Consider the following 24,808-nt stretch of genomic DNA (forward strand, 5'->3'; position numbering starts at 1 on the left):
CCCGGCAAATAGGATTATTCAATATGCGGAATTGCAAACGACACCGCCCGTGGGTGATAGCTTCGGGCCAAGAGTCGCGGCAAGATGACCGCGAGGGAGGAGAAATGATGAAAAGACGCGAGTTTTCTGCAATGTTCGGCGCCGGCCTTCTGGGGGCGGCTCTTCCGGCTGGCCGGGCGGCGGCCTTCAGCCCGCCGTCGAACGAGGTCGTTCCCGTGACCGTCGGTGCGCTGGCGAACGGCACGGCGCAGTGGGAGCTTGCCGTGATCAAGAACAACGAGCTCGACAAGAAGCACGGGGTGGACCTGAGCCTCAAGGACGTGTCGGGCAAGCAGGCAAGCCACGTGGCGCTGATGTCGGGCGATGTCGACATCGTGCTGTCGGACTTCATCTGGGTGGCCACCGTGCGCGGGCAGGGCGAAGATTTCACCGCCGTGCCGCACAGCTACGCCGTGGGCGGCCTCATGGTCGATCCCGACGGCCCGATCCAGTCGCTTTCCGACCTGCCGGGCAAGACGATCGCCATCGCCGGCGGCCCGGTGGACAAGAGCTGGGTGGCGCTCCAGGCCTATTACAACAAGGAGATGGGCGAGAGCCTGTCCGACAAGGTCGACGCGCGCTTCGGGGCGCCGCCGCTGGTCAACGAGCTCCTGGCCGAAGGCAAGGCCGACGCCGCGCTCAACTTCTGGCACTTCAACGCCCGCTCCAAGGCGGCCGGGATGAAGGAGCTGATCTCGGTCACCGAGATGATGGAAGGTCTGGGCGTCACGAACCAGCCGCCGCTTCTGACCTGGGTGTTCCGCGAAAGCGTGGCCAACGAGCGCGAGAAGGCGATCACCGGCTTCCTCGACGCGTCGTTCGAGGCCAAGAAGATGCTCCTGTCGCGCGATTCCGTGTGGAGCGACATCCGCGACCTGATGCGGGTGGGCGACGACGACACGCTGTTCGAGACGCTGCGCGAGGATTACCGCAAGGGTATCATCCGCGACTATGACGACGCGGTCGTCGAAGCCGCGGCCGCGGCCTATGACATCATGGCCGAGTATGGTGGCCCCGACCTTGTGGAGGACACCACGACCATGCCCGACGGGACCTTCTGGTCCGGTTACCGAACCTGATCCGGGCCCGTGGGCCGAATGGATCGGGGTAGGAAATCCCCCCGAGGAATATCGGGCGGGCTGGAATGGTTCTCGCTGCCACTCCTCCTCCTAACGTGGCAGATACTGGCGGTGGTCGTTGACCACCGCCTCTTTCCCACGCCGATCGAGGTGGTGGGCGAGCTTTGGTATCTCGCGACCGAGCGGTCGCTGCTGGAGGACGTTTTCAAGACGCTGACGCGCGCGGCCATCGCCTTCGTCGTCGCGATGGGGGCGGGGATCGTGCTGGGTGGCATCTTCGGACGGTTTCGCGCCGCCGACCAGTTGTTCGGGTCCTGGGTCCTGATCGGTCTCAACATCCCGGCCATCGTGGTCGCGATCACCTGCTACATCTGGCTTGGCCTGACCGAGTTCGCCCTGATCCTCGCGGTCGTCATCAACAAGGCGCCGCTCGTCACCGTGACCATGCGCGAAGGGGTGCGCGCGCTCGACCATGGCTACGGCGAACTGGCGCGGGTCTACCGTGTGCCGTTCTGGCGCCGGGTCCGCCGCTTCGTGGTGCCGCAGCTCATGCCCTACGTGCTGACGGCGGCGCGCACGGGGCTGTCGCTGATCTGGAAGATCGTGCTGGTGTTCGAGGTTCTGGGGTCGGACGGCGGCGTGGGGTTCCGCATCGGAATATTCTTTCAGAATTTCGACATCGCGGGCATCCTCGCCTATACGATGGCCTTCATGACAGTGGTGATCCTGATCGAATACGCGGTGATGCGACAACTGGAAGCAAAGGTTCTTGGATGGCGTCCGGCGTTCCTGTCCGCATAGACATTGCCGACAAGCACTTTGGCGCCACGCCGCTTTTCGAGGATCTCAAGCTCGAGATTCCGGCGGGCGAGGTGCTGGCGCTGATCGGCCCCTCGGGGGTGGGCAAGTCCACGCTGCTACGGATGGTGGCGGGGATCGACACCGACTTCACCGGCACGGTCGAGGTCGATGGAAAGTCGCCCGAAAAGGCGCCGCTCCCGGGCTTCGTCTTCCAGGATCCGCGGCTGCTCCCGTGGGAAACCGCGACCGGAAACCTGCGGGTCGTGAACCCGGAGCTTTCGGTGGAGGAGGCCCACAAGCTTTTGCGCGAAATGGGGCTCGAAGGCTACGAGGACGCGCTGCCGGGGGAATTGTCCGGCGGCATGCAGCGCCGCGTGGCGCTGGCGCGATCGCTGGCGGTGGCGCCCGGGCTTCTGATCCTCGACGAGCCCTTCGTGTCGATCGACCGCAAGCTGGTGCGCGAATTGTCGGCGCTGATCGGCGAGGTGATCGAAAGCTACGGGCCGACCGTGATCCTCGTCAGTCACGAGCCCGAGGATGCCGCGCGGCTGGCCGACCGGGTGATCCTGCTCGATGGGCGCCCCGCGCAGGTGGCCGAGGACCGGCGCATAGAGGCGCCGCGCGGGTCGCGCGACGATGCCGCCATCCGTGCCGAAACCGCCCGCATCGCGGGGGAGGAGACAGAATGAGCGTGCTCGCCATGAAAGGCGTCGAGAAGAGCTATGGTGCGGTGAAGGCGCTGGACGGGGTCGACCTGTCGCTGGAGGAAAGCCGTTTCGTCGGGCTTCTCGGGCCCAACGGGGCCGGCAAATCCACGCTGTTCCAGATCATCGCCGGGCTTTTCGTGCCGGACGCAGGCGAGGTCAGCCTCTTCGGCCTCACCCACCGCGAGGACGGACCCGAGATCCGGCGGCGCATGGGGGTCGTGTTCCAGGCGCGTTCGGTCGATCTCGACATGTCGATCCGGGCCAACCTGCGCTTCCACGGGCGTCTCTTCGGCCTGAGGGGCAGGGCGCTCAACGCGCGCATCGATGCGCTGGCCGAACAGTTCGGGCTGGCCGAGCTGGTGTCGCGCCCGGTGCGCACGCTTTCGGGCGGCCAGCAGCGCAAGGTCGAGATCGCGCGCGCGCTCATCAACGATCCGGACCTGATCATCATGGACGAACCCTCCGCAGGGCTCGACACGCCTTCGCGCCGCGCGCTGGTCGCGGACATCCGCAAGCTGGCGCGCGAGCAGAAGGTGGCCGTGCTCTGGGCCACCCACCTGGTCGACGAGGTCGAGGAAGCCGACGACGTGGTGATGCTGGTCAAGGGCCGGGTCGTGGCGCAGGGCACGCCGGAGGCGCTCATCGCGCAATCCGGGGCCGATGACCTGACCGATGCCTATTCCAGCCTGACCGGCTGATCACTCCGCCTTGTCCGGTGTCACCGGGGCGGGCGCGGGACCGAATTCCAGCGCACCGAAGTCGAAATCCACCACCCGCTGGCCGATCCGGGCCGAATTGCCCCCGGTCTCGGACTGGGTTTCCTGGGCCAGCTCTTCGGCGGTATCCTCGTCCTCGGCATCCTCGACTTCGCCCGCGATGTCCTCGCCCTTGGCGATCTCGCGCTGGGCCTCCATCACGAGGGCTGCGAGTTCTTCGCTATAGGGCAGCTTGTGCGCACGCGGCTGGCCGACGGGATAATGCTCTTCGTCCAGCTCGCGGATCCACAGGAAGATCGTGCCGGGATCGCCCGACACCTTGTCGGGTTCGTCCACCTGCGCCCAGTAGAGCCGGAAGCGTTCCGGGGGGGCCGAGTCCGAGGGCAGGCCGCGAATCTCGCCGATCCCGCGGTAGGTGAGGAAGATCAGGGCCACGGTCATCACCGTGAGGCCCGCGCGCAGGATCAGCGGGAAGCGCGATTGCAGGAGCACGAGCAGCGCGAGCGCAACCACGAAGGCATAGGCGACGGCGAGCGTGAGGATCGTCTGGGTCATTCCACAACCTCGCCGCTTCCGACATCCTGGGCGCCGCCGGGCGTGTTGCGTCCGGCGGTGCGCGTGAGTTCCACGAGGCTCTTTGGCCGGTTGTTGAGATCGACGATCTCGTCGTCCTCCAGCGTGAAGCGCGCCACGGTCACTTCTTCCCCGGTGCCGCCCAGCTCGACCTCGCCGTAATAGACGACGCGCACGGAGGGGTTCATCTTCTCGATCTTCACGGTGACCGGCACGGGGTCCGTCGACGTGGCGATGAAATGCACCACGTTGACCACGTATTCGCCGTTCATCAGGCCGCGCACCGACACGGTTTCCTGGTTGAGCGGGTTCTCGACCTCCTGGCCGTTCACGAGCAGCACGTCCTTGAACTGTCCTCGGTCGTCACGGTCGAGGTGCATGAGGCCGGCCTCGCGTTCATGGTACCACACGATGTTGCCGACCGGGTCCTCGACGTAGACGTCGATGTCGTCCTCGTTCCCGTCCGGCCAGCGCACGGTGATGAGGATCTCGACCTCGGTGTCGATCTTGCCGGTCTCCGCCACCGGGTTGATCATCGCGAAGGCGATGAAGAACATGAAGGCGAAGCCGACCAGCGCATTGAAAAGCAGGTCGGTGAACGCGTCGTATTCGCCGTCCCTGATATCCTCGAACATCTGCGGCCTAGTCCTTCGCCATCGCGGAGGGCAGGATCACCTCGGAGAAGCGCACCAGGTGCTGCACGATCTTCAGCACGAGGTTGTCGAGGATGTTGAACTGCATCCGCAGGAGCACGCCCGCGGACAGGCCCGTGATGGTCGTCAGAAGCGCCACCGCCATGCCGCCGGTCATGCTCTGGAGCGCCGAGCGCATGGTCTCCACGTCGAATTCGCCCAGGTCGCGCATCGAGACGAGCATCAGGATGAAGCCGATGACGGTCCCGAGAAGGCCGAGCTTGTAGAGCGTGTCGGACACGAAGACGCCAAGGCGCACGGGGCTGCGGCAGGAGGAAGAGAAGGCGGAAAGCAGCGTGTCGGGCGACCCGTCGCCGCTTGCCCGGCGCATCCGTTCCAGGTCTTCGACCACCCGGCGCACCCGCCGGTTCGGCCCGAGTTTGGCGAGGGCCGCGTCCATGCTGGTGATCCCGCCGGTCTCCAACCCTTCGGTCACTTCGGCCAGCGCCGACATTTCGCGCGAAAGATCGAACAGGAACCACAGGCAATAGAGGCTGCCGACCCCGAAGACGATGATGATCAGGGTGGAGATCCCCGAGATGTCGTTTTCGATCAGGTAATCCAGGAACCCGTAGTCCCACAGGATCACCGCCCCCAGGCACAGCACGGCCATGAGGAGCACCCAGCGAAACAGGTCGTCCCAGGCCCGGTTGCCCACGATGCGGGCCGCGAGCCCTTCGTTCTGCTCGATATGACTGTCTGTCACCGATACCCTCCCGGTGTGTTTGCACGGCGGAATTCCCAAGGCGGCTCGAATTGAACGTCGACTGCCCACAGCCCCCGTTCCTCGACGATAGCCTCCATCTGGATGTCGACATAGTCCGTCGACTGTTCCTCGAAGGCGAGCGCCATGCCCCGCCGCACCATTTCCTCGTTGATCTGGTCACCACCGGATTCGCACACGCCGAAGCGGCGGTTGAACGGGTCCGGCTCGCCCGTGAGATAGCAGGTCACTTCGCCGCGGCCCGCGAGGAGCTCGAGTGTTCGCTTGGCTGCGTCCGCGCAGCCCCAGCGCTGGCCGTTTTTGTAGCACGACTGGTTGCGCTCCGGAGCGTCGACGCCCCAGAGAATGACCCGCTGGTTGCCGATCTTGATCACGTCGGCGTCCAGAATATCGGCGTCCCCGGTCACGATGTCGGGGTCGCTCTCGGCATCGGCGGAGAGCGCGAAGGTCGCGCTTAAGCTTATGAAAATAAACGATAAAATGGTGGATTTTCCATGTCTCATGGGCTATGCTCCATCCAGATTGAGGGAGGATCCACATGCGTATTCAGATCGCCACCATCGCTTTTCTCGCGGCCGCTGCACCCGCCGCGGCGGATGTCGTGCAGGACCTGCGCGACGGGGTCATCACGGAGTGCCGTGGGTGCGATCTGCGCGAGGCGAACTTCAAGAAGGCCGACCTCTCGGGCGTCGACCTGACCGGTGCGGACCTGACCGGGGCGCGGTTCCACCGCGCGGTGCTCAACGGCACGATCTTCGCCGACGTCACGGCGACGCGCGCCAATTTCAACGTGGCGCAGCTGCGCCGGGCGGTGTTCACCAACGCCGACCTGACCCAGGCGCTGTTCTACGAGGCGCAGCTTTCGGGAGCCGACATGACCGGCGCGACGCTGGTCAACGCCAAGATGCAGCATTCGCGCATGACCTCTGCGGTTCTGGCCGACGCCACGGTCGAAGAGACCGACATGAACGCGGCGCGCATCAACAATGCGGACCTCTCCGGCGTTCAGATGTTCAACGTCTCCATCAAGGAGGCGAGCCTGGGGCGCACCGACTTCTCGGGTGCGGCGATGAGCTACCTGTCGATCGTGCAGAGCGACGCCGCACGCGCCAACTTCGCCGATGCCACGATCGAATACACGGATTTCTGGGGCTCGGACCTGCGAGAGACCGACTTCACCGGTGCGAAAATCACCGAAAGCCGCTTCTCGCGCGCCAACATGCGCGGCGCGCTCCTCGACGGGGCCGAAATCACCCGCACGTTCCGCGCGGACGGGACGTTCCAGGAATAGGCTCAACGCGCACCTCGCACGGGCGGCGGGGTGGGCTTGTAGGGCGCAGCAAGCATCTCGAGCCGCGTGAAACTTTCGAAATAGGTCGAGTTCAGCTCGCGCGTCTCGGGGTTCACCGCGATCTGTCCTTCCTTGCGCAGGTAACGGGCGTCGAGGCGCAGGTTGATCTCGCCATCCGGCGAGGTGCCGGTGCAGACGCGCTTGGTGAACACGTTGCCGACCTTCATTTCGCCCTCGTCCAGCGGAAGATCCTCGCATTCGAGGTTCCAGTCGGCGTAGCGGGCTTCGAAATTGCGCATGAGCGTGACCGCCCGGCGGCGTTCCCTCTGGGGGACGCGCGGATCGGTCAGGATGCGCTGACCCTGTATGATCCCTTCGTCATCGACGAGCACGGAGACCATCACGGGGTGGGAAAACACGGTCGTGCCGTCACGCAGCACGTCATATTCGGAATTCATCGCGCGGGCGATGTAATCGAGTTCGTCGTCGTAGGAAAAATGCACTTCGTGCAGGCCGGAGTCCTCGGGCGGGCAGGTGGCGAAATCCTCTGCTTCCTCCAGGGGTAGCGAATAGGGGCCGCCGTTCGTGCCGCAGGCCAATTCGTTCACGTTGATTTCCGGGATGATCGAGACAGGCTCCCCGATCTCCGCGTCCCAGATCGCGAACGGCGGCTCCAGGCTCGACCGGCTGTCGCGCCCGGACTGGGCCTCGGCGGTCGCCGTGCCGACAAGCAGCACGGCGAGGCCGAGACGAAGCATGTGCCCCGCGTCCGTCATCAGCGGCCCTCGAGCGGGATGCAGTTGCGGTGGCCTTCTCCGTAGAATTCCTCGCACTGCTCGAAGGTGGTGTCGCCGGCGCCGATCATGTGGGTCAGCATGTAGGCGACGAGGTTGTCGATATCGTCGTCGCGGATCGACTTGCCGCGCGACGGCTTTTCGCCGTCCTCGAAGTCGTCCATCGTCATGCCGTAGCAGCGCCCGTCGGAATAGGCGTTGCGGTCATGGTAGGGCATTTCGGTGTAGGGGCGGCCGCACGCGATGATCTCGTGCAGAAGCTGCGCGTCGGCGGGGAATTCCCTGAGGTTCGGCGCGATGCCCACGGAGCGCGGGTTGCGGCCCATGCCGTCGCCGTCCCAGCCGTGGCACTGAAGGCAGACGCCCACGCGCTCGTAAACTTCCTTGCCGCGTTCGATGTCGTATTCCTGGGGATCGAACGCCTCGTCGGTCGCCGAATCCTGTGCCAGCGCGCCGCCGGCGAAAACCGTCATGGCCAGGGCGGCCGCAGCTGCGAGTGTTCGTCTTGCCATCATTCCTGTCTTTCCTGTGAGGTTCGCGTTTCTTGGTATCTTGGGTTTTTCAGAGACGATGCCCGGCCGTGTGACACGGCCGGGCACCCTGGTTTCTGCTCAGTCTCAGAGAGCGAAGACGTAGAGCATGTTGGCCACTTGCGTCTGCTCGATCTCCGGGTGTCCGAAGGAGCCCAGGCCCAGCGGACCGGCCGTGATGGCGACGTACTGCTTGCCGTCCACCGCGTAGGTCATGGCCGGGGCCTTGAACACGCCACCGACGTTGATCGACCACAGCTGTTCCAGCGTGTCGGCGTCATAGGCGCCGAAGGTGCCGTCGAGCTCGCCGACCCACACCAGGCCCGGCGTCAGCATGACACCGGCATAGCCCGGGTATTCGCGGATCGTCTTGTTGTCGACTTCGCCGGTCGCCGCGTTCACACGCAGGATCGAACCGTCCATCTCACCGCTGTCGGAGTTCGAGCCACCGGTGAAGATGGTGCCCGGAATCACATCCTCCGGGGCCACCGGAACGGTTTCAAGTTCCGAACAGCCCTCGATGGAGTGGCCGTAGGCCTGACCGGTTTCCGGGTTGTAGGCGGTGGGCCAGAAGTTGATGCCGCCTTGCAGGTGCGGGCAGTTCTCGATCGGGCCACCGTCACGCCGAAGCGTGACATCCTCGGCGTAGCTCTGCAGGGAAGCGTTCGGATCGTAGTTGACCGGTTTGCCCGTCTTCGGGTCGATGCCCGGGGTCCAGTTCAGCTTCTCCACATACTGACCGCTGTTGATGAACGAGCCATTGTTGCGGTCGAGGTTGTAGAAGATGCCGTTACGGCCGAAGTGGGCCACGACCTTACGCATCTCGCCGTCGACTTCCTGGTCGATCAGCAGGTGCGAGCCGACCTCGTCGTAGTCGAGGTAGTCGCCCGGCGTATACTGGAAGTGCCACTTCAGTTCGCCAGTGTCGGCATCGAGCGCGATCGCCGAGTTCGAGTAGAGGTTGTCGCCGGGGCGATACTCGGGGTCATACATCGGGACCGGGTTGCCAGTGCCGTAGATCAGCGTGTTGGTTTCCGGGTCATAGGAGCCCGTCACCCACGCCGCGGCGCCGCCTGTCTTCCAGCAATCGGGGTTGCCCGATTCCTCGCAGAGCCAGGTTTCGGAGCCGGGCTGGCCCGGTTCCGGCACGGTGTAGAAGCGCCAGATCTCGTCGCCGGTGGCCGCATCGAGAGCGGCGATCCAGCCGCGCGTGGCCCAGTCACCGTAGGATTGGCCGACGATGATCTTATCGCCAACGGCGAGAGGCGCGCCAGTAAACCCTTCTCCAGGCTGATCGGCGACCTGTTTTTCCCAGACGATATCACCGGAGGCGTCGTCACAGGCAACGACCCGACCATCCGGAAGGTTGGTCACGACCAAGTCGCCCGAAAGCGCGAGACCCCGGTTCGCGACGAGGATGCCAAGGCTCGGGTCGCGGTCCACGGCCGTGTCGCAGATCCATTCGATCTGGCCCTTCTCGCCCGAGGAGACGTCGATCTTGTACGGCGTGCCCCAGGGGTCCGTGACGTACAACTTGCCGTCCTTGACGAGCGGCGTGGTCTCCATCGCGCCGGCGCCGAAGGCCGACGGCTCGGTGCCGCCCAGTGGGACGGCGAAGGCAAGCTCCATGTCGCCCACGTTTTCGGGCGTGATTTCGTCGAGCGGCGAATAGCGATGCGACGAGTAATTGCCGTGAACCGTCAGCCAGTTCGCGGCCTCGTCACCCATCGCGGACATTTCGAGTCGTTCGGGCGTCGCGGGCTCCGCGACGGCTCCTGACACGAAAAGTCCGGTTGCAGCCAAGGCGGCAACCGACAGATTGGTGATCTTCATTTTCACATTCCTCCCTTCGTAACCATCCGCCCCGAACGCCAAGCGTCCGGCAGCGGCTGGAACCATTGGAACGTGAAGTCCGATCAGATGGTTCAATGCCTTACATTGTGAAAATGAATTTTCGAGTTATTCCGCAGCCTTGTGGGTATGCGCCACGCCGGGCAGGGGGCGGATGTTCTCGCTCGCGCCGACGTCGGAATAGGTCTCACGCGCATAGGTGCTTATCCGGTCCGAGAAGGTCGCGAAGGGCTTCAGGCTGCGCAGGTGACGCGGCATGACGAAGACCACGTCACGGATGTGCTGGCCGATGTCGTAGACCTTGATGCGGTCGCGGACCGTGGTGGGCAGGTTCGGCAGGAGCGAGATCGGCGTGTGGCAGGTGGCCAGCCCCGCGGCGACGAAATCCACCGCCGCCTGGTGCGTGATGCAGCCGAAGAACGGCGAGGCGAAGGGCAGCATGGTGCGAAACCAGTTGTCCGAACGCTCCCGCCACGGGATCGCCGGGGTCACGTCCACGTAGCGCGTCAGCGCTTCCGCATCGTCCGGCACGTCGAACGTCGTCAGGGCCCGTTCGATCGCCGCGTCGGGGACCGACGTGGGCACCACCCAGACGATCTGGTCGCGGAAGAGATGCTCGATGTGGAACTGTGCGCGCTGGTCGTCGATCGATGCGGACGAGACGACACCGCAGTTGTACTTGTGCGCATTGATGTTCTCGACGACCTCTTCCGAGGTGATCGCCCAGTCGAAATCGAAGCGCGCGAACTGGTTCTGCTCCAGCGCGGTGCGCGCCGCGGCCTCGGTGAAGCGCCCGCGCAGGGACGGGGTCGTGCCGAAGTGGAGCGTAAGGCGCTTCTCGTCGAACAGCATGCGGTGCTGCTGTTCGGCCTGGTCGAGCTCGGTGAGGATGCGCTTGGCGGTCTTGTACCAGTAGTCGCCGGCGGCCGTGAGCTTGAGCGCCTCGCCGCGGCCGCGGTAGATCAGCTGGGTGCCAAGCGTCCGCTCCATCTTGGCGAGTTGTTGGGAGATCGTGGGTTGCGACAATTGCAGCACGCGCTTCGCAGCCGTGATCGACCCTGCGACGACGATCGCGTGCAGGACTTCCATCTGCTTGACGGTCAGGCGCACCGAGCACCCCACGCATTGCGAAATTGCATGAGCATTATTATCTCCCCCAATTCAATCTATGAGTTTCATTACGAACATCAATACATTCCGATCGCAATGGTATAGGTGATCTGCGTTTTTCCGCTGACGGTGGGCAGGTGTGGTGGGTGCCCCGTGTTGCGGGCTCAACTTATCGGAAAACGCCCCGTTGCGTGGCGGTGTGCCCGGCGTGGGTTCGGACCGGGAAAACGCGAATCGCCGGGGCGGTCGGGCCGCCCCGGCGATGTCCTGCCCCTCTCGTGGCGTGTTAGGCCACGCGTTTGTAGCGCTTCTTGTCGTCGGTCGCGGTCGTCAGCGTGTGCAGCCGCGATTGCAGCCGGGCCAGCGCGGTCGACAGAAGATGCGCTTCGTGCGTGCTGTAGGCCTCGGGCGGGTAGATCACGTGACCGTCCGCGATGGCCGCGGCGTCGCGCGCCAGGTCCGCCAACGGCTTGAGGTACCGCAGGGCGAATATCAGGGCGACTGCCGCGATCGCGGTGAAGAGGGCGGCAATCGGCCAGAACATGGACGCCATGACACCCCCCAGTGCGGTCGGGCCGGCGGCCAGCGGAACCCGCACGACCAGAGACCAACCGAACGCCGGCATGTCGCCCTCGATCATGTCGGGCAGGATGCCGGAGACATAGCGCTCCCCGGCGCCGCCCGACACCTGGGGCTGGAAGGTGGTGCCCAGGACCGCGCTCGAGCGCAGGCTGGGCTCAAGGACCGCACCGACCAGGTCGCCGTGCGCGTACAACGTTTCGCCGCGGTGGTCGAGGATGGCCAGGTCGACGCCAAGGCGATCGGCCGCGTCGGCCATGTAGGTCTCGAGCCACGCGGTCTGAAGCCGGTAGACGGCGACGCCCTTCACACGGCCGGAAATCGGGTCGCGGATCGGGCGCGACATGTTGATGACACCATGACCCGGCTCGCCGGCCGCGGCCGGGATCGTTTCCACCTGGTCGCCGCGCAGCCCGTTCCGGAACCAGGCCCTGTCGGACATGTCGGTGCCTTCATCGACCCCGGAAGTCGCGGCGACAACGGTGCCGCTCAGGTCAGTGACGGCCGCCCAGTAGATGCCTTCGGACACCATGGCGGCCACGTCCGACAGGTTGCGGCTGGTGGTGTGGTCGTCAACGTCGACATAGGCGCTGAAGCCCACGAGACTGTCCCACTCGCGTTCCAGGACGTTCGACGCGGCGAGCTGCAGCGACCGGGCCGCGTGCTGCGTCACCTCGCTCTGTGCTTCGAACGCGATTTCGTCGATCTTGCGCTGAGCCGGCAGGAAAAGGACCAGGATCGACAGAAGGATCGCCCCGCCCGCGCAGACGAGAAGCGCGTATTGAATTCGGGGGTAGTAGGGAGTGCGGTCAATGCTCAACATGGTGGTCATGCCTCTCTGCGAATTAACCAATTGTTCACATTTCCTTTTGTCGAGATTAGGGCGAGAACATGGTTTCCGAAGCACAACCCTGGGGTGAGATGTGGCGGTGCGCAGGCTTTCGTCGCGCCGTTTCCTCTCATAAAGGATAGGTATGGATCGCCGTACCCTTTTGGCCGGACTCACCGGTGCCACAATTGGCCACAGTTTCGTGACGCCACTCTCGGCGGCGGCGCGAACGGACTGGCAGGAATGGAAGAATCGCTTCCTCGCGCCGGACGGGCGCGTCATCGATCATCTGCAGGACAATGCCAGCCATTCCGAAGGGCAGGCCTACGGTCTCCTGTTGGCCCAGGCGCATGGCGACCGGGCGGCCTTCGATGCGATCGAGGCGTGGACGCGCGCGCATCTCCTGGTGCGGGGCGACGCCCTGATGGCCTGGCGCTGGCGTCCGGGGCGGCGCGACGACGACGATCTGCACAGCGCGACCGATGGCGATCTCCTGCGGGCCTGGGCGCTGATGCGGGCCGAGGTGTTCTCGAACTGGGGCGTGGCCCGGCCCGAGGTTCAAGCCATCGCGCGGGCGCTTGGCGGCCAATGCCTTGCTCCCGATCCGCGCGCGCCGACCGAACCCGTGCTCCTGCCGTGGGCGCGCGCGCCGGAGCCCGCGGGCCCGCTCGTGTTCAACCCGTCCTACGTCATGCCGCGCGCGCTACGCGAGCTGGGAACCTATGCCGGGATGGTCGAACTGGTGCGCGCCGCCGACCATGGCGAGACGTTGCTGCGCGAATTGGCGGAAACGGGGCTCGTCCCCGACTGGACGCGGCTCACCGCGACCGGATTCACGCGGGCCGAGGGATTCAGCGGCCATCACGGCTATGACGCGATCCGGGTGGCGCTCTACCTCTCCTGGTCCGGGCAGGCCGCGCATCCCGCGCTGCGCCAGAAAATCCCGGTCTTCGCAGGCGGGGGCGAAACTCCGGTGGTGCTTACGAGAGGCGGGCGGGCGTTGGAAACAAGCACGTTCGCGGGATACCGCGCCATTGCGCGGCTCGTCACATGCGGGCCGGAAATCGCCACGGGCGGGGACGGCGCGCCCTATTACCCGGCGACCCTCGGACTGCTGGCATCCGTGGCGCGCCGCGAAGGAAAAACCTGCTCCGCCTAGAAGTTTCCAAACTTTTGACAATCTCATCCTTTCCTTTGCTTAACGCTGGGGTAAGAAACACGCCCTACGAATCCAACTGAACTTCTTGGGACAATCGTCATGCGTTATCTTCGACTGGTCGTCGGCTCGCTCGTCATCATCGGTGCGCTTTACATCATCGTGGCCGAACAGGTCACCGGCGCAAGCTCGGACGCCTTCGTGAACGCACCGCTCGTCACCGTGCGTGCGCCGGTCGCCGGCGAGGTCACCCTGTCGCCGCGCGCGGTGGGGGCGGAAGTCTCGCTGAACACGGTGCTTTTTTCCGTCACGGACAGCCGGGCCGACCGCGTCCGCCTGAACGACCTGATCCTGGAACGCGACAAGGCAGAGGCCGAGGTCGCGCGGCTCGAAGCGCGCAAGAGCGCTGTCGAGCAGCGGCGCGACCGGCTCTCCGCCACCTACGAGGATTACGCGACCGCGCGCCTGCGGGAACTGCGCCGGAAGGCGGGGGACACGGTCGAACTTCCGCTGCGCGATCCGGGCGCCGAGTCGGCAACGCCCGCGCCGAACGCGACGGACCAGGTCGTGTCGCGTGACGATACGCTCGATGGTTCGCTCGCCGCGCCGACGCTCCTGGGGTTCCAGATCGACGCCGCGCGGCGCGAGATCTTCCTCGACGACTCCGCCGGGGCGGCCTGGAACTATGCCTACTGGAGTGGCGCCGCGCGTCTCGAGGCGACCCGCATCCAGGACGACCTTGTCGCCGCGAAGGCGGTGCTCGCCGCCTACGAGGAGCGGATCGACCGCGAACGCGAGCGGCTGATCGGGCTGACCGCGGCCGACGTGACCGCGCCCGCCGCCGGCGTGATCTGGGACAAGATGACTGCGGACGGCGTGACAGTTCAGCGTGGAGATCCGGTGATGCAGGTGGCGGATTGCGCGTCCTCCGTCGTGTCGCTCAGCGTGTCCGAGATCGTCTACAACCGTCTGCGTACCGGCGACCCGGCGGCCTTCCGGCTCTCCGGCGAGGATCACATGATGCAGGGCACCGTTGCGCGCCTGGCCGGGTCCGGGGCGGCGACCATCTATGACTCGCTGGCGGTCAAGCCCAGCCGCGAACACCTTGAACGCTACGACGTGACGCTCATCGTGCCCGAGCTGCGCCGCGCGCCCATGTCGGAAGGGTGCGGCATCGGGCGTACGGGCCGGGTCTTCTTCGAGGACCGTCCGCTGGATCCGCTGCGTCGCCTGCTGAACTGAGCACCACGCCATGATCTACCCGTCCGAGTTCGGCTCCGCCGTCAACCAGCTGGCCCTCATCGCGGGCATCGCGGCCGTCATGCCCTTCGTCTTCAACAAGAGGAAGAGCTCGCATCGCACGGTGGTGCTGCTGGTCGCGGTGGTGCTCGCCGTGCGCTACATCTGGTGGCGTGCGACCGAGACGGTCGCGCCTTTCGGCCTGACCGTCGACTGGGCGGCGAGCTGGGCGCTTCTCGGGCTCGAGGCGCTGGCGCTCATCGGGTCGATCAGCGCCTTCTTCATCATGATGCGCGTGAAGTCACGCAGCGCCGAGGCGACAGAGAACGCGAACTGGTGGGCGCCGGGGCCGATGCCCTCGGTCACGCTGCTCATCGCGACCTACAACGAAGAGCTCGACGTGCTCGAGCGCACGATCGTGGGCGCAAAGGCGCTGAGGCACCCCAACAAGGAGGTGCTTGTTCTCGATGACGGGCGCCGCGACTGGCTGGGCGACTACTGTGACCGCGTCGGCGTGGGCTACATGCGCCGGCCGGACAACAAGCACTCCAAGGCGGGCAACATCAACCACGCCCTGGAACGGCTGGCCGAGCGTGACACGCCGCCCGACTACGTGGCGGTGCTCGACGCGGACTTCGTGCCGCACCGGGGCTTCCTGCGCCGGTCGCTCGCGCTTTTCCACGACCCGGACGTGGCGCTGGTGCAGACGCCGCAGCACTTCTTCAACGCCGACCCGATCCAGCACAACCTCGGGATCTCCCGGTCCTATCCGGACGAGCAGCGCTTCTTCTTCGACCACATGCAGCCCTCGCGCGATGCCTGGGGCATCGCGTTCTGCTGCGGCACGTCCTCGGTCATTCGGTTCAAGGCGCTCCAGGATATCGGTGGCTTCCCGACCGAGAGCATCACCGAGGATTTCATGCTCACGCTCGCGCTCCAGGACCGGGGCTGGCGCACCGTCTACCTGAACGAGGCGCTGTCGGAGGGGCTCGCCCCCGAAGGTCTCAAGGAATACGTCACCCAGCGCGCGCGCTGGTGCCTGGGTCTCATGCAGATCGCGCGCAGTTCGCTGGGCCCGCTGGGCAGGAACAACCTGCGCCTGCGCGATCGGTGGAGCGTCACGGACTCCGTGTTCTACTGGCTGACGACTTTCACCTTCCGCCTCGCGGCCCTGGTGTTCCCGCTGCTCTACTGGTTCTTCAACATCACCGTGGTGAACGCCGAGTTGGCCGACGTGATAAGCTATTTCGGGGCCTACTACGCCTGGGTGCTCGTGACGCTGAACATGATGTCGCGCGGTCACGTGGTGCCGATCCTGAACGACGTGAGCCAGCTGGTCGGGGCCTATCCCATCGCGCGCGCGGCAATCACCGGGTTGATCAAGCCGCACGGCCACGCCTTCAGCGTCACCGCGAAGGGCGGCGACCGCAGCCGGATCGTGGTGCAGTGGCGCATGCTGCTGCCGTTCGCGATCCTGCTGGCCCTGACCGTGCTGGGGCTCGCCCTCGGGATCTTCACCGACCGCTTCGCGTTCTACGACGCGGGCGACGGCAAGTGGGTGATCCTGTTCTGGACGATCTACAACCTGCTCGTGCTCATCGTGACCATCGTGGCCTGCTTCGAGCTGCCGCGGCGGGAACGTCACGTCGCCGATGCGCCGGAGCAGGTGCGCCTCGTCATGGGCGGGGAGACCGCCCAGGTCTGGATGACGAGCCTTGCATTGGCCTCGGCCCGGGTGCGGGGTCGGTTCTACGATATCGGTACGCGCGGCACGATCGACATAGCGGGGGTCGGTCCGGTCGCCGCCTATGTCAACGAGCAGATGACCGACGGCGTGCGGCTCCAGCTTCTGCCCGACGACATGCAGCGCGAAGCGATGTTCCTGCGCTTCCACGCCGAGGACAACATTCCCGGCGTCACCCGCGTGCGAACCACGGCGATGCTGCGCGACATCGCGCGCCGCTTCACCTTCACGTCGCGCCACAAGAGCATCGGGAAGTAAGGGGCAGGGGGCGCTAGCCTGCCAGCGGATCGGCCGACAGGTGCAGGTCGCAGGCGCCGCGCCGGGCCATGATCATCTGCGCGTTGGGCAGGTCGTTGTTCACGGCGCGTGCCCGGGCCTGCGCTTCGTCCAGCCCTTCGTCGCGCCAGCGCTGCACGAGCCGCTGTTCGAGGTCCGCTTCCGGCGCGTCGATCCAGATCGCGAAATCCCACATCGCGGCGAGCGCCGCCCAAGGGTCCCTGTCGAGCAGCAGGTAGTTCCCCTCGACCAGCACGAACTCGGTCTCCGCGGGCAGGAACCCCGCCCCGGCGATGGCGATATCGCGACGCCGGTCGAAGACCGGGAAGACCAGCGGCTCGCCGGCCACCGCCCGCGCCACGGCCCGTGCGAAGCCCGCGGCGTCGAAGGTCTCGGGCGCGCCCTTGCGGTCAAGCAGTCCGCGCGTCTCGAGCAGCCGGTTGTCGAGGTGGAACCCGTCCATCGGCAACACCACGGCGCTGCGGCCGTCCGCGTTGAGCCGGTCGCACAGAAGGCGCGACACGGTCGTCTTGCCGGCCGCGGGCGGGCCCGCCAGCGCAACCATCTTGCGCCCGGCCGGCAGGTCCGCGAGGGCGGCCTGCGCGGTGCGGGCCATGGCTTCAGGCTGCAACGGCCTCGGGCTCCTTCGCGCCGGTCATGAAGGCGACCGCGTCGGACATCGTGTAGTCCTTGGGGTCGATCACGCAGAGCCGCTTGCCCAGCCGGTGGACGTGGATCCGGTCGGCCAGTTCGAACACGTGCGGCATGTTGTGGCTGATCAGGATGATCGGAATCCCGCGCGAGCGCACGTCCAGGATCAGCTCGAGCACCTTGCGGCTTTCCTTCACGCCGAGCGCCGCGGTCGGCTCGTCCAGGATGATGACCTTCGATCCGAAGGCCGCCGCGCGCGCCACGGCGACGCCCTGGCGCTGGCCGCCCGAAAGCGTCTCGACCGCCTGGTTGATGTTCTGGATCGTCATCAGTCCCAGGTCGTTGAGCTTCTGGCGCGCGATCTCTTCCATCTTCTTCTTGTCGAGCCGGCGGAAGACCGAGCCCAGGATGCCTTCCATGCGGATCTCGCGGCCCATGAACATGTTGTCGGCGATCGACAGGGCCGGGCTCATGGCGAGCGTCTGGTAGACGGTTTCGATCCCGTGTTCGCGCGCCTCGATCGGGGAGTTGAAGCGCACGCGCTTGCCTTCGAGGAAGACCTCGCCCTCGTCGGGGATCACGGCGCCCGACACCGCCTTGATCAGGCTCGACTTGCCGGCCCCGTTGTCGCCGATCACGGCGAGGATTTCGCCCGGCATCAGCTCGAAGTCGCAGTGGTCGATCGCGGTGACGCGGCCGTAGCGCTTCACGAGGTTGCGGGCGGAGAGGATGGGTTCGGTGGACATCACAGCGACACCTTTCTGATCCATTGGTCGACGGCGACGGCGCCGATGATGAGAACGCCGATGAGAAGCAGCGTCCATTGTGCGTTGGCGCCCGCCATGCGCAGGCCCAGTTCGAAGGTGCCCACGATGAGCGCGCCGAAGAAGACGCCCCAGATCGAACCGCGCCCGCCGAAGAGCGAGATTCCCCCGATCACCACGGCGGTGATCGACTGGATGTTGCCCACGACGCCGGTCGAGGCCGACGGCGACACCGAGCCCAGGCGCCCGATCATGACCCAGCCCGCGATCGCGCAGATGAAGCCGGTGAGCATGTAGACGGACATGAGCGTGCCGTGGCGGTTCACGCCGGCCAGCTCGGCCGCCTCCGCGTCGTCGCCCACGGCATAGACATGGCGGCCCCAGGAGGTGGAGCGCAGGCAATAGGCCAGGATCACCACGATGAGCACCATCGTGACGACGCCGAAGGTCACGACGGCGCTGCCCACTTCGAAGCGCTGCCCCATGAACCCCAGGAAGGGGGCCTGTTCGCGGATGTCCTGGCTGCGGATGGTTTCGTTGCGCGAATAGAGGTAATTCGCGGCGAGCACGATCTGCCACATGCCCAGCGTCACGATGAAGGGCGGCAGCTTGACCTTGCTCACGAGCCAGCCGGACATCGCGCCGATCCCGGTGCCCACGGCTAGGCCGAGCGCCACGGCGATGGCGGGCGGGATGCCGTATCGGAACGTGAACTGTCCCATGATGACCGAGCTGAAGACCGCGATGGCCCCCACCGACAGGTCGATCCCGGCGGTCAGGATCACGAGGCTCTGCGCGGCGGCGAGGATGCCCACGATCTGCACCTGTTGCAGGATCAGGGTCAGTGTCGGCCCCGAGAAGAAACGTCCACCCAGGATGACCGCGAACACGATGATCGCGCCCAGGAGCACCACGAGGGGCACCAGGGACGGCGTCATGTGAAGCGTGTGCTGGATGCGGTGAACGATACCTTTGCGCTCGTAGTCGAACTCGGCCTGCTTGTCGCTCGCGTTCACGGCGGATTCGTAATTGTCCTGGTTGGCCATGTCCGCCCTCCCTCGGCGCGCTGGCTGAAGCGTCCCGCCCCCGGGGTCGCGGGGGCAGGACGGTGTTTTCACGTCTGCACTATACAGGATGTCGGCGGGCGATCACGCCCGCCGTGCTGTCGGGGTCAGCCCCAGCAGCGCTCCAGGCCTTCCTCGACCGAGATCGAGGGGACGCCGTCGACCGGGTCGTCGGTGACGAGGTTCACACCCGTGTTGAAGAAATCGAGCCCTTCGGACGGCTCCGGCACCGTGCCCTCGGTGGCGTATTCGTAGATCGCCTCGATGCCGAGACGCGCCATGTCGAGCGGGTACTGCTGCGAGGTGGCGCCGATCACGCCGTCGGCCACGTTCTGCACGCCCGGGCAACCGCCGTCGACGGACACGATCATCACGTCGTTCTCGCGGCCGATGGCCAGCAGCGCCTCGTAGGCGCCGGCGGCGGCCGGTTCGTTGATCGTGTAGACGAGGTTGATGTTCGGGTTCACGGCAAGGCAGTTCTCCATGCCGGTCCGGCCGCCTTCCTGGTTGCCGGCCGAGACCTCGTCGCAGACGACGCGGTCGTCGGGCTCGTCGCCCCAACGGTTCGGATCGCCAAGGTCGACGCCGAAGCCTTCCATGAAGCCCTGGTTGCGCAGGACGCCCACGGTGGGCTGGGCGAGGCTGATGTTCAGCGTGGCGATGACGGCATTCTCGGCCTCGTCACCCATCTGTTCGCGTGCCCAGGCGCCGATCAGGCGGCCCGCCTCGTAGTTGTCGGTGGCGAAGGTCGCGTCGGCGGCATCCGCCGGGTCGAGCGGGGTGTCGAGTGCGATCACCAGCAGCCCCGCGTCACGGGCGCGCTGGATCGTGGGCGCGATACCGGCCGTGTCCGACGCGGTGATCAGGATGCCCGAGGCGCCGTTGGCGATGCAGGTTTCGACCGCTGCGACCTGGGTTTCGTTGTCGCCGTCGACCTGGCCGGCATAGCTGTTGAGGCCGATTCCGAGTTCCTCGGCGGCCGCGGTCGCGCCTTCGCGCATCTTCACGAAGAAGGGGTTGGTATCGGTTTTCGTGATCAGGCACGCGGAGACGTCGTCGTGCGCCTCGGCAAATGCGGCCCCGCTTCCCGCCAACAGGGCGGCCGCGCCGATCGAGGTGAGCTTCGCAGTTTTCAGCATGTGTTCCTCCACTTGTGAACAGGCCCTCCCAGCCCGTTGAGCTCGACTCTTGACCCGACTCGGCGTCCAAGTCAATAAATAACTTCCAGAGAGTTATTATTGTGCGGGCTTCTGGCCGGCGCGGAAAAATGATTGGATCGCCCGGTGGAATCAGGACCGACGCAGAACGAGAACGAGATCGAGCAAACCGGCGCGGGCGCCGGCGGTCTTGCCGTGTCCGGAACCAACCAGAGCGAGATGCGCGCGCGCAACGAACGGTTGGTCCTGACGCTGCTCAGGCGCCGGGGAAGTCTTGCCAAGGCCGAGATCGCGCGCCTCACCGGCCTGTCCGCCCAGACCGCCGCCCGGTTGATCCACGCGCTCGAGGAAGACGGGCTCATCAAGCGTGGCGATCCGCAGCGCGGCCGGGTGGGGCAGCCCTCGATCCCGATGTCGCTCGACCCCGAGGGGGCCTATTTCATGGGGCTCAAGGTCGGGCGGCGATCCGTCGAGCTGGTGCTGACCGATTTCCTTGGCAGCATCGTCGAGCGCCGCAAGCAGGTCTATGACTACCCGGGCTTCGACAAGGTGCTGGATTTCGCCGTCAGCCGCGCGGAAGACATCACGCAGGCGCTGGGCAAGGGTCGGCAGTCCCGGGTCGCGGGGCTGGGGATCGCCATGCCCTTCCACCTGTGGAGCTGGGCCCCGCGCATCGGCGTCTCCCCCGAGCTCATGGCGGACTGGAAGACGCGTGACCTGGGCACCGAGCTGGGGCAGCGCATCGACCTTCCGGTCTTTCTGCAGAACGACGCGACCGCGGCCTGTTCGGCCGAACTCGTCTTCGGCGGCAGCGACCTGCCGGCAAATTTTGCAAGCTTCTACATCGCCTTCTTCATCGGCGGCGGGTTGGTCCTGCGCGGATCGCTTTTCACCGGGGCGACGGGCAACGCGGCCGGGTTCGGCCCGCTTCTCGTCCCTGACCTGAACGGCGAGATCCGGCCGCTGATCGACCTCGCCTCGCTCTCCACGCTGGAAAGCCGCCTCATCCGCGAGGGGCTCGACGTGCGCCATATCTGGGAAAACCCGGAGGACTGGAACCTGCCGGCGGGCATCGTCGACGGTTGGCTGGCCGAGGCCGCGCATGCGCTGGCCTACGCGATCCGCGCGACGCAGACGACGCTCGACCTCGAGGCGATCCTGATCGACGGCTGGCTGCCGCGCGACATGCTGGCCGACCTCACGGCGCGCACGGCCGAGGTGCTGGACGGGATCGACATGACCGGCATGTCACGCCCGCGGATCGAGGCGGGAAGCCTCGGGGCCGACGCGCGGCCCCTGGGCGCGGCGAGCCTGCCGCTCAACGCGCGCTACCTAATCGAGTAGTCAGCCGTAGGAGCGGGCGAAGAAGGTCACGGTCATCGCGAGCCCGATCGCGACGATGATCACGCGCAGGAACGCCGTGTTGTGGATGCGCCGGGCCAGCACCGCGCCCGCGTAGCCCCCGATTGCGCAGGATAGCCCGACGACGAGCAACGCGCTCCAGTCGATCAACCCGGCGATGGAATAGGCCAGCACCGACACCGACGACAGGGCGGCGGAGATCAGGTTCTTGAGCCCGTTCATCCGGTGCAGGTTCGTCATCCCGATGATTCCGAACGCGGCGAGCAGCAGGATGCCCAGCCCGCCGTTGAAATATCCGCCGTAGATGCAGACGGCGAGAACCAGCGCCAGCGCCGCGATTTCCGAGAGGCTGCGCCCGGTGCGCACCAGGTGGCGCACCAGCATCGGCCCGGCGGCGAAGGTGACGGTGGCCACAAGCAGAAGCCAGGGCACGACGCCCGAGAACAGCTCTTCGGGCGTGACCAGCAGGAGCAATGCCCCCAGCAGTCCGCCGAGCACCGCGACGCCCACGATCCGGGCGGGCGAGGGGCGGCCGTCCCCGTCGATGTCGCTGCGATAGGCCCAGGCGCTGCCGATGTATCCGGGAAGCGCGGCGAAGGTCGCGGTCGCGTTGGCCATGATCGGCGGCACGCCGGCCCAGACGAGGGCGGGGAAGGACAGAATGGTGCCCCCGCCGGCGATGGCGTTGACGGCCCCGGCGGCGAACCCGGCCAGGGCAAGCACGATGATGGTCAGCATGGCGACGCTCCTTTGTTGCGTGGCCTGTTGCACGGGCGCGCAATGGTCTGCAAATTGGTCTGGAACGGAGGGGTCCATGTCGGCGCGAAGCGAACAGGTTCTGGTTGATCTGCGGCGGTGGCTCGAGGATCGCGGGCTCGCGGCGGGGGACCGTTTGCCTGCCGAACGGACACTGGCCCGGGAGCTTGGATGCAGCCGGGAGACGCTGCGCGCGGCTCTTGCCGTGATGGAACGGGCGAACGAGGTCTGGCGGCACGTGGGCCAAGGCACGTTCTACGGACCGCGGCCCCTTGGGCATCCGATCCGTGAAAACATATTGGTTCAAGGCGCTTCACCGCTGCAGTTGATGCAGGCGCGGCGCATCATCGAACCCTCCGTGGCGGGTGAGGCTGCCGGTCTGGCGAGCGCGCCGGAAGTGGCCTATCTCTCCGACCTCGTGGCCCAGGGCCGGCGCGCGACCACGCGGGCCGCCTGCGAACGGGTGGATGCGGCCTTCCACCGCGCGATCGCCGAGGCGACGGCGAACCCGATTCTCCTCGGCCTGCTCGACTACCTCGCAGGGGCGCGTCGTCACGCGGCCTGGCAACGGGAGTGGGAGCTGACATATCGCCGCCTCGGCGTGACCGAGTTCACCGGGCGTCACAGCGATCAGCACCAGGCCATCGTCGACGCCATCGCGCGCAACGATCCCGGCGGGGCGGCGGAGGCTATGCGCGACCATCTCGACACAGTCTTCGAGGCGATGCGGGACGCCGGTCTGACAGCCTGAGGGTGCGGGCGGTCAGCCCAGGTCGAGGAAGGCGCGCAGCAGGTCGTGGCGCGACAGCACGCCGACGAGCGCACCGTTGTCCGTGATCGGGTAGGCGCGGAACGGGTCGGTCTGGAACGTCTCCGCCGCCGCGATGATGTCGGTATCCGCCGGAAGGGTGCGCGGCGTGCGCGTCATGTGGTCGGCCACCACGCCGGACCATTGCTGGTAATAGCTCGCGTTCAGGGCGGTGGTGAAACAGTCCTTCGGGGTCAACACGCCGAGAAGCCCCCCTTCTTCGCCGCAGACGCAGGCCAGCGGCTGCGCGCCTTCCACGAGCTTGGCGATGGCGTCGCGCATGGGCGTGGTTTCCTGGAAGATCAGCATGTCGCGCGACATGATCGTCCGGATTTCGCGTTCAGCCATCGGCGCGTCCTTCCTTGCGGCGCGGGCAGACGTCGCAGGCCCCGGAGCAGGCGGCCGCCCCACAGCTGTCCTGCGGCGCGCGCCCGGTGAGCAGCAGCCCGGCGGCCAGGCCCAGGACGCTGGCCAGGGTGATGGCGAAGACAATGATAACTTCCATCGCTCACACCTCCTTCATCAGGGCCGCGATCCGGCCGGTGCGGGTAAGGGCGAGCCCGCTGCCCTCACGGCTCACGATGAGGGCGTTCAGGTCGTTGTCGCGCGCGAGCCCGTGGGCGTCGCCCGGCCCGGCGGCCATGAGCGCGGTGGCCCAGCCATCCGCCTCCATCGCCGTGGGGGCCACGACCGATACCGAGAGAAGCGTTGTTCGGACCGGCGCGCCCCTGGCCGGATCGATGATGTGGCCGTAGCTGCGACCGGCGAAATCGTAGCCGTTCACCCGGTTGCCCGAGGTGGCGATGGCGGCGCCGTCCAGCGCGATGATCCCGACAAGGCCGGTGGAGCCGGCGCGCGGGTCCTCGACCCCCGCCTGCCACATGCGTCCGTCCGGGTGGTGGCCCCAGGCCACGACTTCGCCGCCGAACTCGACGAAACCGGCCTGAGCGCCGGTGTCTTGCGCCAACGCGGCGAGCCGGTCGAGCGCGTGCCCCTTGGCGATGCCGCAGGGGTCGAAGGTCGTGCCGGCATTCGTTTTCACCAACGCCTTGCCCTCCACCGCGAGGTGCCGCCAGTCCGGTCTGGGTGCGCCCGTTTCTATGGGGCCGAAGCCATAGCGGGCGACCAATGGGCCCACGGTGGGGTCGAAATGACCGCCGCTCGCCGCCGCGATCCCGAGCGATCTGCGCGCCACGGCAAGGAGGTCGCGCCCTTGCGCGTGCCCGCCGCGCCCGGCCCGGTTGAAGACGCTGACCGCGCTGTCCGGGCGCCACGGCGACAGCGCCGCGTCGAGGTCCGCGAGCATCGCGTCGGCGGCCTGGACGAAGACCGCCAGGTCCACGCCATCCGGCAGGGTGGCGCTCCACGTGGTCCCGAAGGCCCCGCGCGTCACCGTCCGGGTTGCCGGGGTGCGGCCGACGAGCGGTGTGGCAGCCAGCCCTGCGGCCGTGGCGGCGAGCCCCGCGCCCAGGGCCAGGACATGCCGCCGTCCGAATATGGCACCGTCTTGCATCGC

27 protein-coding genes are annotated in these 24,808 nt (G+C 66.6%); 10 read left to right on the top strand and 17 right to left on the bottom strand.

Annotated features, from left to right (window positions below; genetic code table 11):
• Nucleotides 1-107: 107 nt before the first annotated feature.
• The 4 genes from GQE99_RS18165 to GQE99_RS18180 all read left to right on the top strand — a co-directional run bounded on the left by GQE99_RS18165 (nt 108) and on the right by GQE99_RS18180 (nt 3,324).
• Nucleotides 108-1,118, top strand: a complete 1,011-nt coding sequence (locus GQE99_RS18165) for an ABC transporter substrate-binding protein (RefSeq protein WP_161353171.1) — start codon at nt 108-110, stop codon at nt 1,116-1,118.
• 111 nt (nt 1,119-1,229) lie between these two features.
• A complete protein-coding gene (locus tag GQE99_RS18170; RefSeq protein WP_328794190.1) occupies nt 1,230-1,919 on the top strand; it encodes an ABC transporter permease in 690 nt (229 codons plus the stop codon).
• Nucleotides 1,892-2,608, top strand: coding sequence for an ABC transporter ATP-binding protein (locus GQE99_RS18175; RefSeq protein WP_161353174.1), 717 nt, complete (start codon nt 1,892-1,894; stop codon nt 2,606-2,608). Before GQE99_RS18170 ends, GQE99_RS18175 begins: the two co-directional genes overlap by 28 nt.
• Nucleotides 2,605-3,324, top strand: a complete 720-nt coding sequence (locus tag GQE99_RS18180; RefSeq protein ID WP_161353176.1) for an ATP-binding cassette domain-containing protein — start codon at nt 2,605-2,607, stop codon at nt 3,322-3,324. Before GQE99_RS18175 ends, GQE99_RS18180 begins: the two co-directional genes overlap by 4 nt.
• On the opposite strand, the gene GQE99_RS18185 is transcribed toward GQE99_RS18180, so the two are convergent.
• The 4 genes from GQE99_RS18185 to GQE99_RS18200 are packed head-to-tail and all read right to left on the bottom strand — an operon-like array spanning nt 3,325 to nt 5,834.
• Complete coding sequence (locus GQE99_RS18185) at nt 3,325-3,897, bottom strand: hypothetical protein (protein WP_161353178.1); 573 nt, start codon at nt 3,895-3,897, stop codon at nt 3,325-3,327. It abuts the gene before it with no gap.
• On the bottom strand, nt 3,894-4,550 hold the full coding sequence (locus GQE99_RS18190; RefSeq protein ID WP_202530887.1) for a hypothetical protein: 657 nt from the start codon (nt 4,548-4,550) through the stop codon (nt 3,894-3,896). Before GQE99_RS18190 ends, GQE99_RS18185 begins: the two co-directional genes overlap by 4 nt.
• A gap of 7 nt (nt 4,551-4,557) precedes the next feature.
• Nucleotides 4,558-5,313: a MotA/TolQ/ExbB proton channel family protein gene (locus GQE99_RS21900; RefSeq protein ID WP_161353180.1), complete on the bottom strand. Its 756-nt coding sequence runs from the start codon at nt 5,311-5,313 to the stop codon at nt 4,558-4,560.
• The gene (locus GQE99_RS18200; protein ID WP_161353182.1) at nt 5,310-5,834 is read right to left on the bottom strand and encodes a thermonuclease family protein; all 525 of its coding nucleotides are present in this window, start codon (nt 5,832-5,834) and stop codon (nt 5,310-5,312) included. The genes GQE99_RS21900 and GQE99_RS18200 overlap by 4 nt, the downstream gene beginning before the upstream one ends.
• A gap of 35 nt (nt 5,835-5,869) precedes the next feature.
• On the opposite strand from GQE99_RS18200, the gene GQE99_RS18205 reads away from it, so the two are divergent.
• Entirely contained in the window at nt 5,870-6,622 is a 753-nt protein-coding gene (locus GQE99_RS18205; RefSeq protein WP_161353184.1) for a pentapeptide repeat-containing protein, read from the top strand.
• A gap of 2 nt (nt 6,623-6,624) precedes the next feature.
• On the opposite strand, the gene GQE99_RS18210 is transcribed toward GQE99_RS18205, so the two are convergent.
• From GQE99_RS18210 to GQE99_RS18230, 5 genes are all read right to left on the bottom strand, one after another.
• The gene (locus GQE99_RS18210) at nt 6,625-7,398 is read right to left on the bottom strand and encodes a hypothetical protein (protein WP_161353186.1); all 774 of its coding nucleotides are present in this window, start codon (nt 7,396-7,398) and stop codon (nt 6,625-6,627) included.
• On the bottom strand, nt 7,398-7,928 hold the full coding sequence (locus GQE99_RS18215) for a c-type cytochrome (protein ID WP_161353188.1): 531 nt from the start codon (nt 7,926-7,928) through the stop codon (nt 7,398-7,400). Before GQE99_RS18215 ends, GQE99_RS18210 begins: the two co-directional genes overlap by 1 nt.
• A 105-nt stretch (nt 7,929-8,033) precedes the next feature.
• On the bottom strand, nt 8,034-9,779 hold the full coding sequence (locus tag GQE99_RS18220) for a pyrroloquinoline quinone-dependent dehydrogenase (protein WP_161353189.1): 1,746 nt from the start codon (nt 9,777-9,779) through the stop codon (nt 8,034-8,036).
• A 126-nt stretch (nt 9,780-9,905) separates the two neighbouring features.
• Nucleotides 9,906-10,907 carry a LysR family transcriptional regulator gene (locus GQE99_RS18225; RefSeq protein WP_161353190.1) on the bottom strand — a complete coding sequence of 334 codons (1,002 nt, stop codon included), beginning with the start codon at nt 10,905-10,907 and terminating at the stop codon, nt 9,906-9,908.
• 286 nt (nt 10,908-11,193) lie between these two features.
• Nucleotides 11,194-12,318: a cache domain-containing protein gene (locus GQE99_RS18230; RefSeq protein ID WP_161353192.1), complete on the bottom strand. Its 1,125-nt coding sequence runs from the start codon at nt 12,316-12,318 to the stop codon at nt 11,194-11,196.
• 142 nt (nt 12,319-12,460) lie between these two features.
• Here GQE99_RS18230 and GQE99_RS18235 point away from each other — a divergent pair, with 142 nt between their 5' ends.
• The 3 genes from GQE99_RS18235 to GQE99_RS18245 all read left to right on the top strand — a co-directional run bounded on the left by GQE99_RS18235 (nt 12,461) and on the right by GQE99_RS18245 (nt 16,712).
• Nucleotides 12,461-13,474 (top strand): glycosyl hydrolase family 8, encoded by a 1,014-nt coding sequence (locus GQE99_RS18235; protein ID WP_161353194.1) that lies wholly within the window; start codon nt 12,461-12,463, stop codon nt 13,472-13,474.
• Between the two features lie 99 nt (nt 13,475-13,573).
• On the top strand, nt 13,574-14,713 hold the full coding sequence (locus GQE99_RS18240) for an HlyD family efflux transporter periplasmic adaptor subunit (protein WP_161353196.1): 1,140 nt from the start codon (nt 13,574-13,576) through the stop codon (nt 14,711-14,713).
• Between the two features lie 10 nt (nt 14,714-14,723).
• Nucleotides 14,724-16,712 (top strand): glycosyltransferase, encoded by a 1,989-nt coding sequence (locus GQE99_RS18245; protein WP_161353198.1) that lies wholly within the window; start codon nt 14,724-14,726, stop codon nt 16,710-16,712.
• Nucleotides 16,713-16,725: 13 nt separating this feature from the next.
• Here the strand turns inward: GQE99_RS18245 and GQE99_RS18250 are convergent, their stop codons facing one another.
• From GQE99_RS18250 to GQE99_RS18265, 4 genes are all read right to left on the bottom strand, one after another.
• Nucleotides 16,726-17,346, bottom strand: coding sequence for a nucleoside/nucleotide kinase family protein (locus tag GQE99_RS18250; protein ID WP_161353199.1), 621 nt, complete (start codon nt 17,344-17,346; stop codon nt 16,726-16,728).
• Between the two features lie 4 nt (nt 17,347-17,350).
• The gene (locus GQE99_RS18255; RefSeq protein WP_235917273.1) at nt 17,351-18,127 is read right to left on the bottom strand and encodes an ATP-binding cassette domain-containing protein; all 777 of its coding nucleotides are present in this window, start codon (nt 18,125-18,127) and stop codon (nt 17,351-17,353) included.
• Nucleotides 18,127-19,191 carry an ABC transporter permease gene (locus tag GQE99_RS18260; RefSeq protein WP_161353202.1) on the bottom strand — a complete coding sequence of 355 codons (1,065 nt, stop codon included), beginning with the start codon at nt 19,189-19,191 and terminating at the stop codon, nt 18,127-18,129. The genes GQE99_RS18255 and GQE99_RS18260 overlap by 1 nt, the downstream gene beginning before the upstream one ends.
• Nucleotides 19,192-19,316: 125 nt before the next feature.
• On the bottom strand, nt 19,317-20,348 hold the full coding sequence (locus GQE99_RS18265) for a substrate-binding domain-containing protein (protein WP_161353204.1): 1,032 nt from the start codon (nt 20,346-20,348) through the stop codon (nt 19,317-19,319).
• 144 nt (nt 20,349-20,492) lie between these two features.
• On the opposite strand from GQE99_RS18265, the gene GQE99_RS18270 reads away from it, so the two are divergent.
• Nucleotides 20,493-21,710 carry an ROK family transcriptional regulator gene (locus GQE99_RS18270; RefSeq protein WP_328794195.1) on the top strand — a complete coding sequence of 406 codons (1,218 nt, stop codon included), beginning with the start codon at nt 20,493-20,495 and terminating at the stop codon, nt 21,708-21,710.
• Here the strand turns inward: GQE99_RS18270 and GQE99_RS18275 are convergent, their stop codons facing one another.
• Nucleotides 21,711-22,466, bottom strand: a complete 756-nt coding sequence (locus GQE99_RS18275; protein ID WP_161353206.1) for a sulfite exporter TauE/SafE family protein — start codon at nt 22,464-22,466, stop codon at nt 21,711-21,713.
• 76 nt (nt 22,467-22,542) lie between these two features.
• On the opposite strand from GQE99_RS18275, the gene GQE99_RS18280 reads away from it, so the two are divergent.
• The gene (locus tag GQE99_RS18280; RefSeq protein ID WP_161353208.1) at nt 22,543-23,235 is read left to right on the top strand and encodes a FadR/GntR family transcriptional regulator; all 693 of its coding nucleotides are present in this window, start codon (nt 22,543-22,545) and stop codon (nt 23,233-23,235) included.
• 12 nt (nt 23,236-23,247) lie between these two features.
• On the opposite strand, the gene GQE99_RS18285 is transcribed toward GQE99_RS18280, so the two are convergent.
• From GQE99_RS18285 to GQE99_RS18290, 3 genes are read right to left on the bottom strand one after another with little or no spacing between them, the layout of a single operon-like run.
• Nucleotides 23,248-23,640, bottom strand: a complete 393-nt coding sequence (locus GQE99_RS18285; protein ID WP_161353210.1) for a CBS domain-containing protein — start codon at nt 23,638-23,640, stop codon at nt 23,248-23,250.
• Complete coding sequence (locus tag GQE99_RS21325) at nt 23,633-23,797, bottom strand: hypothetical protein (RefSeq protein ID WP_202530889.1); 165 nt, start codon at nt 23,795-23,797, stop codon at nt 23,633-23,635. Before GQE99_RS21325 ends, GQE99_RS18285 begins: the two co-directional genes overlap by 8 nt.
• 3 nt (nt 23,798-23,800) lie before the next feature.
• Complete coding sequence (locus GQE99_RS18290; protein ID WP_161353212.1) at nt 23,801-24,805, bottom strand: FAD:protein FMN transferase; 1,005 nt, start codon at nt 24,803-24,805, stop codon at nt 23,801-23,803.
• Between the last annotated feature and the right edge of the window lie 3 nt (nt 24,806-24,808).

Origin of the sequence: Maritimibacter harenae (assembly GCF_009882975.1) — a bacterium.
GTDB classification, from domain to species: domain Bacteria; phylum Pseudomonadota; class Alphaproteobacteria; order Rhodobacterales; family Rhodobacteraceae; genus Maritimibacter; species Maritimibacter harenae.

Coding starts and splice junctions, on each gene's coding strand:
- GQE99_RS18165 (WP_161353171.1), top strand. CDS start 108: ATGAAAAGACGCGAGTTTTCTGCAATGTTCGGCGCCGGCCTTCTGGGG.
- GQE99_RS18175 (WP_161353174.1), top strand. CDS start 1,892: ATGGCGTCCGGCGTTCCTGTCCGCATAGACATTGCCGACAAGCACTTT.
- GQE99_RS18180 (WP_161353176.1), top strand. CDS start 2,605: ATGAGCGTGCTCGCCATGAAAGGCGTCGAGAAGAGCTATGGTGCGGTG.
- GQE99_RS18185 (WP_161353178.1), bottom strand. CDS start 3,897: ATGACCCAGACGATCCTCACGCTCGCCGTCGCCTATGCCTTCGTGGTT.
- GQE99_RS18190 (WP_202530887.1), bottom strand. CDS start 4,550: ATGTTCGAGGATATCAGGGACGGCGAATACGACGCGTTCACCGACCTG.
- GQE99_RS18200 (WP_161353182.1), bottom strand. CDS start 5,834: ATGAGACATGGAAAATCCACCATTTTATCGTTTATTTTCATAAGCTTA.
- GQE99_RS18205 (WP_161353184.1), top strand. CDS start 5,870: ATGCGTATTCAGATCGCCACCATCGCTTTTCTCGCGGCCGCTGCACCC.
- GQE99_RS18210 (WP_161353186.1), bottom strand. CDS start 7,398: ATGACGGACGCGGGGCACATGCTTCGTCTCGGCCTCGCCGTGCTGCTT.
- GQE99_RS18215 (WP_161353188.1), bottom strand. CDS start 7,928: ATGGCAAGACGAACACTCGCAGCTGCGGCCGCCCTGGCCATGACGGTT.
- GQE99_RS18220 (WP_161353189.1), bottom strand. CDS start 9,779: ATGAAGATCACCAATCTGTCGGTTGCCGCCTTGGCTGCAACCGGACTT.
- GQE99_RS18230 (WP_161353192.1), bottom strand. CDS start 12,318: ATGACCACCATGTTGAGCATTGACCGCACTCCCTACTACCCCCGAATT.
- GQE99_RS18235 (WP_161353194.1), top strand. CDS start 12,461: ATGGATCGCCGTACCCTTTTGGCCGGACTCACCGGTGCCACAATTGGC.
- GQE99_RS18240 (WP_161353196.1), top strand. CDS start 13,574: ATGCGTTATCTTCGACTGGTCGTCGGCTCGCTCGTCATCATCGGTGCG.
- GQE99_RS18245 (WP_161353198.1), top strand. CDS start 14,724: ATGATCTACCCGTCCGAGTTCGGCTCCGCCGTCAACCAGCTGGCCCTC.
- GQE99_RS18250 (WP_161353199.1), bottom strand. CDS start 17,346: ATGGCCCGCACCGCGCAGGCCGCCCTCGCGGACCTGCCGGCCGGGCGC.
- GQE99_RS18255 (WP_235917273.1), bottom strand. CDS start 18,127: ATGTCCACCGAACCCATCCTCTCCGCCCGCAACCTCGTGAAGCGCTAC.
- GQE99_RS18260 (WP_161353202.1), bottom strand. CDS start 19,191: ATGGCCAACCAGGACAATTACGAATCCGCCGTGAACGCGAGCGACAAG.
- GQE99_RS18265 (WP_161353204.1), bottom strand. CDS start 20,348: ATGCTGAAAACTGCGAAGCTCACCTCGATCGGCGCGGCCGCCCTGTTG.
- GQE99_RS18275 (WP_161353206.1), bottom strand. CDS start 22,466: ATGCTGACCATCATCGTGCTTGCCCTGGCCGGGTTCGCCGCCGGGGCC.
- GQE99_RS18280 (WP_161353208.1), top strand. CDS start 22,543: ATGTCGGCGCGAAGCGAACAGGTTCTGGTTGATCTGCGGCGGTGGCTC.
- GQE99_RS18285 (WP_161353210.1), bottom strand. CDS start 23,640: ATGGCTGAACGCGAAATCCGGACGATCATGTCGCGCGACATGCTGATC.
- GQE99_RS21325 (WP_202530889.1), bottom strand. CDS start 23,797: ATGGAAGTTATCATTGTCTTCGCCATCACCCTGGCCAGCGTCCTGGGC.
- GQE99_RS18290 (WP_161353212.1), bottom strand. CDS start 24,805: ATGCAAGACGGTGCCATATTCGGACGGCGGCATGTCCTGGCCCTGGGC.